At 50.3% G+C, this 13965-nt stretch carries 12 protein-coding genes; 7 read left to right on the forward strand and 5 right to left on the reverse strand.

Annotation, left to right across the window (positions count from 1 at the left end; translation table 11 throughout):
* Positions 1 to 19: 19 nt before the first annotated feature.
* Positions 20 to 529 (reverse strand): glycine cleavage system protein R, encoded by a 510-nt coding sequence (locus BZG84_RS08255; RefSeq protein ID WP_077478894.1) that lies wholly within the window; start codon positions 527 to 529, stop codon positions 20 to 22.
* Positions 530 to 769: 240 nt separating this feature from the next.
* On the opposite strand from BZG84_RS08255, the gene BZG84_RS08260 reads away from it, so the two are divergent.
* Genes BZG84_RS08260 through phoU form a run of 4 tightly spaced genes read left to right on the forward strand, consistent with a single transcriptional unit; the run spans position 770 to position 6192 of the window.
* On the forward strand, positions 770 to 2971 hold the full coding sequence (locus tag BZG84_RS08260; protein WP_077478895.1) for an ABC transporter permease subunit: 2202 nt from the start codon (positions 770 to 772) through the stop codon (positions 2969 to 2971).
* An 18-nt stretch (positions 2972 to 2989) separates the two neighbouring features.
* Positions 2990 to 4636 (forward strand): phosphate ABC transporter permease PstA, encoded by a 1647-nt coding sequence (pstA, locus tag BZG84_RS08265; RefSeq protein ID WP_077678133.1) that lies wholly within the window; start codon positions 2990 to 2992, stop codon positions 4634 to 4636.
* A 19-nt stretch (positions 4637 to 4655) separates the two neighbouring features.
* Complete coding sequence (pstB, locus tag BZG84_RS08270) at positions 4656 to 5474, forward strand: phosphate ABC transporter ATP-binding protein PstB (RefSeq protein ID WP_077639624.1); 819 nt, start codon at positions 4656 to 4658, stop codon at positions 5472 to 5474.
* 10 nt (positions 5475 to 5484) lie between these two features.
* Positions 5485 to 6192 (forward strand): phosphate signaling complex protein PhoU, encoded by a 708-nt coding sequence (gene phoU / locus BZG84_RS08275; protein ID WP_069590609.1) that lies wholly within the window; start codon positions 5485 to 5487, stop codon positions 6190 to 6192.
* A gap of 3 nt (positions 6193 to 6195) precedes the next feature.
* On the opposite strand, the gene ppk2 is transcribed toward phoU, so the two are convergent.
* From ppk2 to BZG84_RS08290, 3 genes are all read right to left on the reverse strand, one after another.
* Positions 6196 to 7017, reverse strand: a complete 822-nt coding sequence (gene ppk2, locus BZG84_RS08280) for a polyphosphate kinase 2 (RefSeq protein WP_077478898.1) — start codon at positions 7015 to 7017, stop codon at positions 6196 to 6198.
* Between the two features lie 146 nt (positions 7018 to 7163).
* On the reverse strand, positions 7164 to 7904 hold the full coding sequence (locus tag BZG84_RS08285; RefSeq protein WP_077478899.1) for a copper homeostasis protein CutC: 741 nt from the start codon (positions 7902 to 7904) through the stop codon (positions 7164 to 7166).
* 221 nt (positions 7905 to 8125) lie between these two features.
* Positions 8126 to 8728 carry a peroxiredoxin C gene (locus tag BZG84_RS08290; protein WP_069590615.1) on the reverse strand — a complete coding sequence of 201 codons (603 nt, stop codon included), beginning with the start codon at positions 8726 to 8728 and terminating at the stop codon, positions 8126 to 8128.
* A gap of 143 nt (positions 8729 to 8871) precedes the next feature.
* Here BZG84_RS08290 and BZG84_RS08295 point away from each other — a divergent pair, with 143 nt between their 5' ends.
* From BZG84_RS08295 to aceA, 3 genes are all read left to right on the forward strand, one after another.
* Positions 8872 to 9780, forward strand: a complete 909-nt coding sequence (locus BZG84_RS08295; protein WP_077662901.1) for a hydrogen peroxide-inducible genes activator — start codon at positions 8872 to 8874, stop codon at positions 9778 to 9780.
* A 518-nt stretch (positions 9781 to 10298) separates the two neighbouring features.
* Positions 10299 to 11906 (forward strand): malate synthase A, encoded by a 1608-nt coding sequence (gene aceB, locus BZG84_RS08300; protein WP_069590619.1) that lies wholly within the window; start codon positions 10299 to 10301, stop codon positions 11904 to 11906.
* A gap of 72 nt (positions 11907 to 11978) precedes the next feature.
* The gene (gene aceA, locus BZG84_RS08305) at positions 11979 to 13283 is read left to right on the forward strand and encodes an isocitrate lyase (RefSeq protein ID WP_069590620.1); all 1305 of its coding nucleotides are present in this window, start codon (positions 11979 to 11981) and stop codon (positions 13281 to 13283) included.
* Between the two features lie 45 nt (positions 13284 to 13328).
* On the opposite strand, the gene BZG84_RS08310 is transcribed toward aceA, so the two are convergent.
* Positions 13329 to 13769, reverse strand: coding sequence for a CBS domain-containing protein (locus BZG84_RS08310; protein WP_069590622.1), 441 nt, complete (start codon positions 13767 to 13769; stop codon positions 13329 to 13331).
* Positions 13770 to 13965 lie beyond the last annotated feature (196 nt).

Raw genomic sequence — 13965 nt, forward strand, 5'->3', positions numbered from 1 at the left:
AGCGTGAGAAAATCCTGTTCTACTGGGTGAAATTACTGTCAAACTCGACGATCAAATCGTCGGACAGTGCTTCAAGGGCTTCGTGTAACATGGAGACATCCGCATCCGGCGGAATATCCAGATAAAAATCAGCAGTAAATATTTGCCCACCGGTATTGGCTGCGCTTTGTGTTTGCGCATTGAGTTTATTAATAGTGATACCGTGAGCGGCCAGTAATTGGCTGAGTGTTTGAACAATGCCGCGGCGATCGTTGCCCGTGACCGACAAGGTATGTGTGGTCGGGTTAGGGGTGACTGGCTTAGCGTCGGTGATCAGCAGCTGTAAGCCATCCAATTCGCGAAGCGCATGGACTAGCGCATCCGCATGGGTATCAGACACAGATAGATGGATGATCCCTGCGAATTGTCCGGCGAGTTGGCTAAGGCGGCTGGCTTGCCAGCTTCCGTGATGCGTAAAAATGGTCTGTGAGATTTGATCAACCAGCCCAGCGCGATCGGGACCCATCAGTGTGATAACAAAATGCTTCATGCGTGATCCTTACGGCGATTGTCGGGTCAATTATTGAGGCCGGTCAAGGTGTTGTCTATGCTGCTTTGCAGTAAAGTCGCTAAACTGTGCCCAATATCAACCTGCGCCAGCCTAAAGCCCGTTTGTTTCATTTTTATTGCGTACAGCCTTCGGTGGTATCCCTGTTCAGAGTGGGGGTGTCATAAAAATGTCATTGTAATGACATACAATTAAGGGCTTGATCTAAAACAAGAGGCACGAATGACCCACACTTCACCATCACTCAAAGATGCCAATCGAGTAAGACGTTTAAAAGACACGTTTACACGGCATACAGTACGTCTTGGTGGCGTGATGGTATTGGTCACTTTACTGCTCTTGTTCTTTTATTTGCTGACCGTCGTGTTACCGCTTTTTCATCAAGCGAGTATGACGCCGACCGGCCGTTTTAGTGTGCCAACACCAGCTACGCCGCACTTTATTGGCGCTGACAATCGTGAGCAGCTGGTTTATGCGCTTGATGATAGTGGCACCTTAACCGTAGCTCGTCGTCCTTTACAGGTCGACCAAGTTGCCACTGTGATGTTGGCGCGTAACTTATCAGATATTCCTCGTCCTGCGATGGCGACAGTGCCTGCCACCGCGCCCTTTATGGCTGTAGAAATAAAACCGGGACAAGTAGGCGTTTGGCAGCTACGTTTTCGCGCTGAATATGGCGACAATACCTCGGTATTACCCAAGCTGCGCCGTATGGCGGCATTTCCTTTACCTGTGATACTGGACTCGTCGGCGCTACGCCAATTAGCGCTCGCTGTCCCAGACAGTTTACACGGGGAAAATATAGCCCCTGTTTTGGTGGCGGTGACACACACGCAGGATCTGGTGCTTTATCGCAGTGGACGGATTGAACGGCACTCGCTGAGTGAGCCGGTTGATAATATAGCGCTCTCGCCTGACGGACAGCGCCTCTTTGTGCGTCAAGGCAGCACACTGACGGTGTGGCGAATTCACGGGCAACAGATGGCCATACGTGAAACCATTAATCTTGCCAATGTGGTGGAAAGTCCGGTTCAGGCGATGACCTTGCTCGCAGGTGGGCGTTCGTTAATGTTACACCATCAAGATGGCGGCTTGAGTCAGTGGTTTGATGTGGTGAAAAGTGGCCAGCCATCGCTGACCGAAGTGCGGTTATTTCAGCCAGCTAAAGGGAAGTTTGTGGCCTCACCGGAGTTGCATCGTAAAAGTATTGCGGTTGCGGATGAGCAAGGGGGGCTGAGCTTGCTGCATGCGACCAGCGAAAAGCAACGTTATTTTGCGGCCATGCTCGATACCTTGCCGCAAGCAATGGCGTTTTCTCCTCGTGCACAGGCACTGATTACCGTCACCGATGGTGTATGGCAATGGTTTGCTATCGATAACCCACACCCAGAAGTTAGTGTTCACTCACTTTGGGAGAAGGTCTGGTATGAAGGGTACGCAGAGCCCCAATATGTGTGGCAATCCACTTCTGCGGATGACACGTTTGAAGCTAAATTAAGCGTGGTTCCGGTGATTTTTGGCACCCTGAAAGTGGCACTCTTTGCGCTTGTATTTGCCGTCCCGATGGCGATTGGTGCGGCGATTTATACTGCCTATTTTATGTCTTCGGGGTTACGTAAAGTCGTGAAGCCGACGGTTGAAACCATTGAGGCACTGCCAACCGTGATCATCGGCTTTTTAGCCGGGCTCTGGTTAGCACCTTGGGTTGAGCAACACCTGCCCACGGTATTTTTACTGTTGCTGATGGTGCCACTTTGTTTGCTGGGTCTTAGCATGATTTGGCGAATGATCCCGCGCTATGTACGCCGCCGCTTACCGGACAATGCACAAATCTTGGTGATCATTCCGGCCCTGTTACTGATTGCGTTGGTGGCTTGGCAATTAGGGCCTTGGTTAGAACACCTATGCTTTGACGGCGATGCGCGTCGCTTTATCACCCATGAATTAGGGATAGGCTATGACCAGCGTAACGCGCTAGTGGTCGGTATTGCGATGGGCTTTGCGGTAGTGCCAACCATTTTCTCGATTGCGGAAGATGCCATTTTCTCTGTACCGCCGCATTTAAAAAGCGGCGCGTTGGCCTTGGGGGCCACTCATTGGCAGACATTGACACGTGTGGTATTGCTCACCGCAAGCCCGGGTATTTTTTCGGCGGTGATGATGGGACTCGGACGTGCGGTGGGCGAAACCATGATTGTACTGATGGCGACCGGGAATACGCCTATCATGGATTGGAATCTGTTAGAGGGGTTGCGCACCTTGTCCGCCAATATCGCGGTTGAAATGCCCGAGTCTGAGGTGGGGAGTTCCCATTATCGCGTGTTATTTTTAACCGCATTTATTTTGTTTGTATTTACCTTTGTGTTTAACACCTTAGCTGAACTCGTACGCCAACGCTTGCGCGACAAGTACAGTAACTTATAGGTGGGGATGAGAGCTCGTATGCGCGCATGGATGAAATCAGGAACCCCTTGGGTGTGGATAAGCGCAGGCATGGTCAGTGTCAGCTTGATTGCGATCCTTGGTGTGTTGCTTCTTATTGGTGCGCGCGGGTTGGGCTATTTTTGGCCTACGCCCATCACCCAGTTCACGCTCAATACACCCGAAGGCCAAGAAACGGTGATTGGGCAGATTTACCAAACGGACCGTGTCGACGCGACGCAACTGCAAGATGCAGGCATCACATTACCGGAAGATGCTAACCCAGATTATGCCCGTTTAGTGGTCAAAATCGGTAATCGCGAGCGTGACGGGGTGGACTTCCGGCAGTTGTTGGCGTTTAACATTCGCAGCCAATTTACTCCGGCATCGTTAGCCATGATAGAGCGGGTCGAGAATGGGATGTTCTATGGATGGCCTGTTGCGCTGGTAGATGAGAAAGGTACGCGCCATCGCCTAGATGAGGCAGATCTTGAAGCGCGCCTTGACGACTTGTCCGCGCGACGTGATGTGATTGATGATATTGAACGTGTCCACCTCGCCAGTGTCAATTATCAACTGGAACAGCTGCGTTTAGAGGAAAAACGCTGGGCCTTGGCCCATGCCGCAAATCGTGAGCCCCCGGCCCATATTTCAGAGCAGCGCGCGCAGCTATTGGACCAATATTCCCAGCTCGAGAAGAAGCTGGAAAGTTTACGCCATCACCAAGATGATGCCATGTTGGTGGTCAAAGATAGCCATCATGAAGAAGTGCTACTGCCACTTCGTAACGTCTTGGCGGTATGGTACCCCAACGCAATGAGCGGGGTTGAGAAGCTGCTCTTTTGGGGTCATCAAATTGGTGCGTTTGTCTCAGAGCCACCACGGGATGGTAATGCTTCTGGCGGCGTGTTCCCGGCCATTTTTGGCACTGTATTTTTGGTGCTGTTGATGGCTGTGATTGTAACGCCGCTTGGGGTGATTGCCGCGGTGTATCTTCATGAATATGCGCCAAAAACCGCGTTTACACGGATGATTAGGATTGCAGTTGTCAATTTGGCCGGGGTACCTTCGATCGTCTATGGCGTGTTTGGTTTGGGCTTTTTTGTCTATTTCATTGGTGGTTCGATTGATGAGCTCTTTTATCAAGCCGCTCAACCGGCCCCTGTCTTTGGAACGCCGGGCGTACTTTGGTCAGCGTTAACATTGGCGATTTTGACGCTGCCCGTGGTCATTGTATCGACGGAGGAAGGGTTGGCACGCATCCCGACCAGTGTTCGTCATGGTGCGTTTGCATTAGGTGCGACCCAAGCCGAGACACTGTGGCGAGTCGTGCTGCCGATGGCAAGTCCGGCGATGATGACTGGGCTGATCCTCGCCGTTGCACGTGCAGCCGGTGAGGTTGCGCCTTTGATGCTGGTGGGGGTAGTGAAAGTGGCACCAGCTTTGCCGGTGGATGGTAACTTCCCCTTTTTGCACCTCGAACGTAAGTTTATGCATCTGGGATATCATATTTATGATCTTGGCTTTCAGAGTACCCATATTGAATCGGCACGCCCTCTGGTATATGCCACCTCGTTTTTACTGGTGTCTGTGATTGTGGCGTTAAACCTTGCCGCTATCGGGATCCGCCATTACTTGCGTGAAAAGTATCGCGATTTGGAACAATAATGATGAGGCTCGACAAGCTATGTTTTCGATAAACTCCCGAATTGGCCTGACTCCCGAGCTCGATTTGGCAAATTTGCCTGAAGAGCAAACCGCGCTGTCGATCCGTCATCTCAATTTGTACTATCAGCAAACACAAGCTTTGTTTGATATTAATATGCGGATCCCAAAGGGAAAGGTCACGGCGTTTATCGGCCCGTCCGGCTGTGGTAAGTCGACCTTGCTACGCTGTATTAATCGGATGAATGATCTGGTTGATGGCTGTCGTGTTCGCGGGGAAGTGACCCTGCATGGGCAGAATATTTACGATCGCGACGTTGATGTGCCTGCATTACGCCGCCAAGTTGGTATGGTGTTTCAGCGGCCCAACCCTTTTCCTAAATCTGTTTATGAAAATGTGGTGTTCGGATTACGCCTGCAGGGTATCAATGATCCCCGGGTGCTCGATGATGCGGTAGAGCGAGCGCTGCGAGGGGCGGCTTTGTGGAATGAGGTAAAAGACAGACTCAATGATAATGCATTTGGCTTGTCAGGCGGTCAGCAGCAGCGTTTGGTTATCGCCCGTGCGATCGCGATTGAACCAGAGGTATTGTTGCTCGATGAGCCTTCATCAGCGTTGGATCCGATTTCAACGTTGACGATTGAAGAGTTGATTAATGATTTGAAAAGCCAATACACCGTGGTGATCGTCACCCATAATATGCAACAAGCCGCGCGTGTCTCGGATCAAACCGCATTTATCAATATGGGGCGTTTGGTGGAATACGCGGACACGGACACCTTGTTTACGACGCCGAAAAATAAACAAACTGAAGACTATATAACTGGTCGCTACGGATAAGGAGCAGGCCTTGGACAACCATAACATCAGTCGCCACATTTCAGGACAGTTTAATGCCGAGCTTGAAGCCATTCGAACCCATGTTTTAACCATGGGGGGGTTGGTCGAACGCCAACTGACCGATGCACTACGTGCCATGCATAACCAAGATGTCGATCTGGCGCGTCATGTTATTCGTGAAGATCACAAAGTCAATGGCATGGAAGTAGCGATCGATGAGGCGTGCACGCGAATTATTGCCAAACGTCAGCCGACCGCCAGTGACTTGCGACTGGTGATGGCGATCATCAAAACCATTACCGATCTTGAACGTATTGGTGATGTGGCGGACAGCATCGCGAAAATGGCATTGGATAACTCCAGTCACTCTCAGCAGCCTTTTCTCGTCTCGCTGGAAGCGCTAGGGCAACGTGCGGCGAAAATGCTGCACGAGGTACTGGATGCGTTTGCCCGTATGGATATTGAGGCGGCGATGCGGGTGTATCGAAAAGATGACTCCTTAGATCGTGAATACGAAGGGATCTTGCGTCAACTGATGACCTACATGATGGAAGACCCACGCTCAATTCCTAACGTGCTGAAAGTGATGTGGTCAGCACGCGCCATTGAGCGTGTTGGCGACCGCTGTCAGAATATTTGCGAATACATCATTTACTTTGTGAAAGGAAAAGATGTTCGCCATATTCAAAAAGAAGAGCTGGAAAAACTGCTTAAATAAGGGTTAATCGTCTGGCTCATTATTGAGCCACTCGCTGACTTGATCGGGCACAAAACTTTGCTCTTCAAGTGGCATGCGTACGTAGCCTTCTTTATTGATTTCAGGTAGATCGACCTCGGGGTAGGTGATTTCTTGATACGGGATCTGCGATAACAAGTGCGCAATGCAATTGAGCCGTGCGTGCTTTTTATTGTCCGCTTCGACCACCCACCACGGACTGTCTTTGGTGTCTGTGTAAGCAAACATACGATCTTTGGCCTCGCTATATTGCACCCAGCGGCTGCGAGACTCTAAGTCCATCGGGCTGAACTTCCAGCGCTTAATGGGGGTGCTAATACGTTCGGCAAAGCGTTTTTCTTGCTCGTCGTCAGAAACTGAAAACCAATATTTAATCAAGATGATGCCAGCACGCATTAACATGCGTTCAAACTCGGGACAGGTACGTAGAAACTCTTCGTATTCTTCGTCGGAGCAAAATCCCATCACCCGCTCAACCCCCGCTCGGTTGTACCAGCTGCGGTCAAACAGAACGATTTCACCACCGGCAGGCAGGTGCTCAACATAACGTTGGAAATACCATTGGGTACGCTCGCGCTCGGTGGGCTTATCTAGCGCGACGACGCGACATACACGTGGGTTGAGTTTTTCGGTAATACGTTTGATCACGCCACCTTTGCCCGCGGCGTCTCGCCCTTCGAATAACACCACCACTTTGAGGCGCTCTTGCTTGACCCACTCTTGCAGTTTGACTAGCTCGGTTTGTAGCTCCGTCAGTTTCTTTTCGTAGTGCTTTTTGCCGATTTTACTTGATGTTTTATCCGACAAGGGAAACTCCTTTTCACACCATTGTGCTTTTACGGTAGAAAACTCGCCTTTACGATGCAACGCTACCGCCTCGAGGACGGCGATCGCGCATCAAAATATCCGAGTCAGTCACAGTTCAGTGTTGTGCCATAGCCTGTTGCACGCACTCACAAGCGTGCGGAAAGGGCTTTTATTTGCCGGATAATGGCGGGGTTGGTCATTGGGTAGCAGGCATCATCACCTTCGCCCATGGTGGCCATTGCCCGGTGTTGCATGGCACTGGACTGATCCATACGGGCAGATAAATGAATTTCACGCGCGCCGCAGTGGGAGAGGATCGCCGCAGCATTATCAGGCGTGACCCCCGCGCCAGGCATGATCTGTAAAGCAGCCTGTCGGGTCATTTCTACCCAGCGTTTCAGTGCCTCTTTACCTTGCTCTGCGCTGCTGGCTTGGCCCGAAGTAAGTACCCGCTCAATCGCGGGACGCGCTAAAAGCGCTTCCAGTGCTGATTCAGGATCGGCGCAGTGGTCAAACGCGCGATGAAACGTCACGCCCATGCCTTTGGCTTCTGCCAACATGTCATCGATAAGCGGTAAGTCGAGCTGTCCTTGGGCTGTCAGTGCGCCGATCACCACACCTGCACATCCAGCTTGGCGTGCCATCGCAATATCCTTGAGCATGACTTCTGCTTCGTCACTGCTGTATAAAAAGTCTCCCTCACGTGGCCGGATAATGGCATAAATGGGGATATTCGCTTGTTGGGCGGCAAGTTGCATATAGCCGTAACTGGCCGTGAGTCCACCAAGGCGCAGTGCACTACACAGCTCGATGCGGTCAGCGCCAGCGCGCTCTGCCACCTTTAAAGAGCCAATACTATCAATACAAACTTCGACCAAGACAGACATACCACCCCTTAGTGAGCAACACAGTGTCAATAATAGAGGCTGTATTGTGACAGCAGGCTGAAGAATTACCTAGTAGAAGCGGTAGAAAGCGAGGGGGATCGTGACGATGCAAGTAACGTGTCATGGGGGACTAGATACAAAAAGGGCCCGGTTTAACCGGGCCTCATTATTATCTCACATTGTCCAGTGCGTAGGGCACGTCACCTTTTGACAGTTAATAATTACAGGTCAGCAGAGTGCTCAGACAGGTATGCAGCAACACCTTCTGGTGAGTCTTTCATACCTGCTTTACCTTCTTCCCACTGTGCTGGGCATACTTCACCGTTCTTCTGGTGGAAGCTCAGTGCATCAACCATGCGCAGCATCTCGTCGATGTTACGGCCAAGTGGCAGATCGTTTACGACTTGGTGACGTACAACGCCTTCCTCATCGATGAGGAAAGAACCACGGAAAGCAACACCTGCTTCTGGATGCTCTACGTCGTACGCTTTGCAGATTTCGTGTTTAACGTCTGCAACCAGTGGGTATTTAACCGCACCGATACCACCGTCTTCGATGGCAGTTTTGCGCCATGCGTTGTGTGAGAACTGAGAGTCGATAGACACACCGATAACCTCAACGCCCTTCGCTTGGAAGTCTTGGAAACGCTTATCGAATGCAATCAGCTCTGATGGGCACACGAAAGTGAAGTCGAGTGGGTAGAAAAAGACAACAGCTTTTTTGCCTTTGGTGAACTCTTTCAGGTTGAAGTTTTCAACGATTTCGCCATTACCTAGTACGGCTGCGGCAGTAAAATCTGGTGCTTGACGACCTACGAGTACCATAACTCAGCTCCTAATTAAAAAGTTTGCCTGAAGATCAGGTTCCTATATAAGCGAGACAAACTATAGCTGACTTGCTACATTGAAAAAAGTGGAATTAATAGATTGTTATAATCGAAAAAAACGATTGTATAAAGTTTGACAGAATGAACAAATATCCATCACTTAAGCAGCTACACTATCTGGTTACCTTGTCAGAAACTCGCCATTTTGGCGAGGCGGCGAAACTGTGTTTTGTTAGCCAATCGACCCTCAGTGCCGGGATCCAAAATCTAGAAGAGTTGATTGGTGCCCAGCTCATTGAAAGAGACAATAAAACCTTGGTACTGACTGGTATGGGAGAGGAAGTGGTACGCCGCAGCCGCGAAATCCTTGCCCGAAGCCAAGATTTAATGGAGCTCACTCACGTCCAGTCTGATCCTATGCATGGCAAAGTCCGTTTGGGCTGTATTCCGACTATCGCTCCGTTTTTACTCTCCGACGTGGTCCAGCAGGTAAACCAGCGCTATCCCAATTTAGATCTCTTGTTACGAGAAGATACCACCGCGAATTTGCTTACCGCGCTCAAACACGGCGAAATGGATGTGCTGATTTTGGCCTTACCGATGGATATCGGCGCCATGACTAGCCGCATTGTTGGCCGTGATCCTTTCAAGATGGTGATGAGCCGCAAGCAAGCCGCGCAATTAACGCTGCCGGTGGATTACGGTGCCTTGCCCGATGAGTCGGTGTTTTTGCTCGAGCGCGAGCACTGTCTCACGGACCATGCGGTATCTGCCTGCCAAATGACAGCCTCACAGAAGATTAACCCGTTTATGGCGACCAGCTTACATACCTTGATTCAGATGGTCGCCAACGGCAATGGCGTCACATTTATTCCGCAAATGGCGATTGATCATGGCTTAATCGATAATCTCGACGTGCATCTAGAAACGCCACCCGGACGCGCCGCGTATCGTGAAATTGGCATGGTGTGGCGTCCATCATCGAGTCGCATTGATACCTTTAATAAATTGGCTGATCTGGTTGCAGCATTACTTAATCGCACTGACTAGCTAGCGATCATCTGCTATTTAGGTTTTTATCTCGATTAATAGCAGATTAAGTAGCATATTCCTCTGCAATAAAACCTCATTAAGTGAAATAGAATCGTTGGATTATTATCACGCCAGTGAGTCGGTTTATAATCAACGCATCTTGCTGTTTCGATTAACTGGCTGATAATAATAAATTTATTACCTCTCCCACACATCTTTTGTCGCTTAATGTGTAATTAAATTACGTAATGAGTTACAAATAGGTGACAAAAATATGATCTGCGTAGCAGGTTTATATCCTCCTAATAATTCGTACAAAAAAATCAATTCGAGCTAATGCTCTATTTTATTTAACTTTCTGTTTTGTTTGTATTTATGTGTTTTTTGTTGCGAGGTTGAAATGAATCTCTAGTTGATTTTTACGCCAAACTACGCCAACTTGATTAAACAGTGACCACATTGTCTAGAAAAGTTGCAGTGTGGCGGAATAATCATTTTTGTTGTGATTGGATTACAACTGAGGCCAGGGAGGCAACATGACTGAAGCGTGTTCAACGTTACGTGAATCGCTGGTGCTGACAGAAGCGTTATCACCGGAACAAGCTGAAATACTAACCGATGATGCGTTATGTTTTGTGGCGAGTCTCGCTGATAAGTTCGCATCACGCGTGCCTGAGCTGCTCGCGGCGCGAGAAGTCCGTCAGCAGCGCATTGACGCAGGCACCTTGCCAGACTTTTTACCCGAAACCGAATCAATTCGCCAAGGGGACTGGACCATTCGTGGGATCCCCAGCGATCTGCAAGATCGCCGGTTAGAAATCACCGGACCTGTCGATCGCAAAATGGTGATTAACGCACTGAATGCGAATGTGAAGGTCTTCATGGCAGACTTTGAAGACTCATTTGCACCGGCGTGGCCGCAAGTGGTTGAGGGGCAGCGGAATTTGCGTGATGCGGTCAACGGCACCATCAGTTATACCCACCCTGACACTGGTAAGCGTTATCAGCTCAATGATAATCCGGCTCGGCTGATCTGCCGCGTGCGTGGCCTTCACCTCACGGAAAAGCATGTAGAGTGGCAGGGCAAACCTATTCCAGGCGCTTTATTCGACTTCGCTTTGTATTTTTTCCACAACTATCGTCGCTTATTGGAGACCGGCTCGGGTCCTTACTTTTATGTGCCGAAGTTACAAGCCTATCAAGAAGCCGCATGGTGGAGTGACGTCTTCTCATTTGCTGAAGATGAATTTGGTCTAAGCCGTGGCACCATTAAAGCCACCGTATTGATTGAGACTCTACCTGCCGTGTTTGAGATGGATGAAATTCTTTACCATCTTCGCGACCACATTGTGGCTCTAAACTGCGGCCGCTGGGATTATATCTTTAGCTACATCAAAACCTTGCGTAATCATCCGGATCGCGTCTTGCCGGATCGCCAAGTCGTGACCATGGATAAACCTTTCCTCAATGCTTACTCCCGTTTGTTGGTAAAAACTTGCCACAAGCGCGGTGCGTTAGCGATGGGCGGTATGGCCGCGTTTATTCCCAGTAAAGATCCGGCTGAAAACCAGCAGGTGCTGGATAAGATTGAAAAAGATAAAACCCTCGAAGCCAATAACGGCCACGACGGTACATGGATTGCGCACCCGGGGCTGGCAGATACCGCTAAAGCGGTGTTCGACCGCGCACTGGGTGACAAGCCTAACCAGTTACATATCTCCCGCGAGCAAGACGCGCCGATTACCGCCGCCGATCTCCTTGCTCCTTGTGACGGAGAGCGCACCGAAGCGGGAATGCGACACAACATTCGGGTCGCGGTGCAATACATCGAAGCATGGATCTCAGGTAATGGGTGTGTGCCGATTTACGGCTTAATGGAAGACGCCGCCACTGCCGAGATTTCACGTGCGTCGATTTGGCAATGGATCAAACATCAAAAGCCATTGAGCAATGGCCAAGTAGTTACCAAGGCATTGTTTGAGCAATACCTCAGTGAAGAGATGAAAGTACTGGAACACGAGTTAGGGGCCGATGTCTTTGCCCGCGGGCAATATCAGCAAGCAGCCGCCTTGATGGCACAGCTGACGACCAGTGATGAGTTGGTCAACTTCTTAACCCTACCTGGGTATCAGTATTTGCCATAGTGGCACGGAAGCAACACAACAAAATGGATTGACAGGACTGGGCTTGCGCCCGAGAAATAAGAGGAATGGAACATGACTTTAACTCGCCAACAACAAATCGCTCAACTGGAAAAAGAGTGGGCAGAAAATCCACGTTGGAAAAACGTAAAACGGACTTACAGCGCGGAAGAGGTGGTGAACCTACGCGGCTCTTTTGTCCCAGAAAACACCATTGCCAAGCGCGGTGCCGCTAAGCTTTGGGATCTTGTCAATGGTGAGGCCAAAAAGGGCTATGTGAATTGCCTTGGTGCACTCACTGGTGGGCAAGCTGTCCAGCAGGCCAAAGCGGGAATTGAAGCCATTTACCTCTCCGGCTGGCAAGTGGCGGCGGATAACAACACTGCCTCAAGCATGTATCCAGACCAATCACTGTATCCCGTCGACTCGGTACCTGCGGTGGTAAAGCGCATTAATAATGCTTTTCGCCGTGCCGACCAGATCCAATGGTCGAAAGGGGGCAGCCCGGAAGATGGCATTGATTACTTTTTGCCGATTGTTGCCGATGCAGAAGCAGGCTTTGGCGGCGTACTCAACGCGTATGAGTTGATGCGCAGCATGATTGATGCAGGTGCCGCTGGGGTGCACTTCGAAGATCAGCTCGCGTCGGTGAAAAAATGTGGCCACATGGGGGGCAAGGTATTGGTGCCGACCCAAGAAGCGGTGCAAAAACTGGTGGCAGCGCGTTTAGCAGCGGACGTTGCAGGGACAGATACCTTAGTCATTGCGCGCACCGACGCCAATGCGGCAGACTTGCTGACGTCGGATTGCGACCCCTACGATAAGGACTTTATTGTCGGCGAGCGTACGGCCGAAGGCTTTTACCGTGTGCGTGCGGGGATTGAGCAAGCCATTTCTCGCGGCTTGGCCTACGCGCCGTATGCCGATTTAGTTTGGTGTGAAACGGCCAAACCTGATTTAGAAGAAGCGCGTCAATTTGCCGAAGCCATTCACGCCAAATACCCCGATCAATTGCTGGCTTATAACTGCTCTCCGTCATTTAACTGGGAGAAAAACTTGGATGCAGACACGATTGCCCGTTTCCAACAAGCGCTTTCTGACATGGGCTATAAGTATCAGTTCATCACCTTAGCGGGTATTCATAATATGTGGTACAACATGTTTGATTTAGCCCACGCTTATGCGCAAGGTGAGGGGATGCGTCACTATGTCGAAAAAGTGCAGCGCCCAGAGTTTGAAGCGGCTGAACGGGGCTACACCTTTGTGGCGCACCAGCAAGAAGTGGGCACGGGTTACTTTGACCAAATGACCAACACCATTCAGGGTGGTCAATCGTCGGTGACAGCGTTGACTGGCTCAACCGAAGAAGATCAGTTCTAACCCATGCGGATGGGACGAAACGGGGAGTGGCGACACTCCCCTTTTTTATTCGTCGGCCTCCATGGGCTCAGTTTCTTCTTGGATTTCCAACAAAGTTGAGGCTATGGCGACAAAATCGCTGTCGGTAATAATGCCAACCAACTTCTGATTTTTAATCACAGGCAAACAACCGATTTTGCGCTCTAGCATGGTCAAGGCGGCTGCGCGTAGAGAGGCTTCTGGATCCACCGTCACTAGTTGACGATGAGCAAAATGCGACAGGGGCGTATTCATTTCGTTGTCCCCGTTAGTCGCTTTACCTAACGAAGAGGCTTGAGCGGATAGCACGTCGCGTTGCGTCACGAGTCCTACCAGTCGCTGCGCATCATCAACCACAGGTAAATGACGAAAGCGTTCGGCACTCATCAGCGTATGAGCGTCGGCCAAGGTGTGTTCCGGGGAGAGCGTATGTGGATGCCGGGTCATCATGTCATCAACGATAAACATGGCACCTCCTTACAGTAAGACAGGGAAGGGAAGCTATACTTACACTCTAGTCTACCTAGCACTAATTCGACGTGATACGTATCAAGGATAGTTGTTATAAAAGGCAGGCGAAGTGCAATAAGATGTGACAGTTTAAGCGGCGACTAATCCTCCACCTTGCTTGATATTCACCGTGGTGAACCTATACTAGCGGCCT

The organism is Salinivibrio sp. PR932 (assembly GCF_001996125.1).
GTDB lineage: Bacteria > Pseudomonadota > Gammaproteobacteria > Enterobacterales > Vibrionaceae > Salinivibrio > Salinivibrio proteolyticus.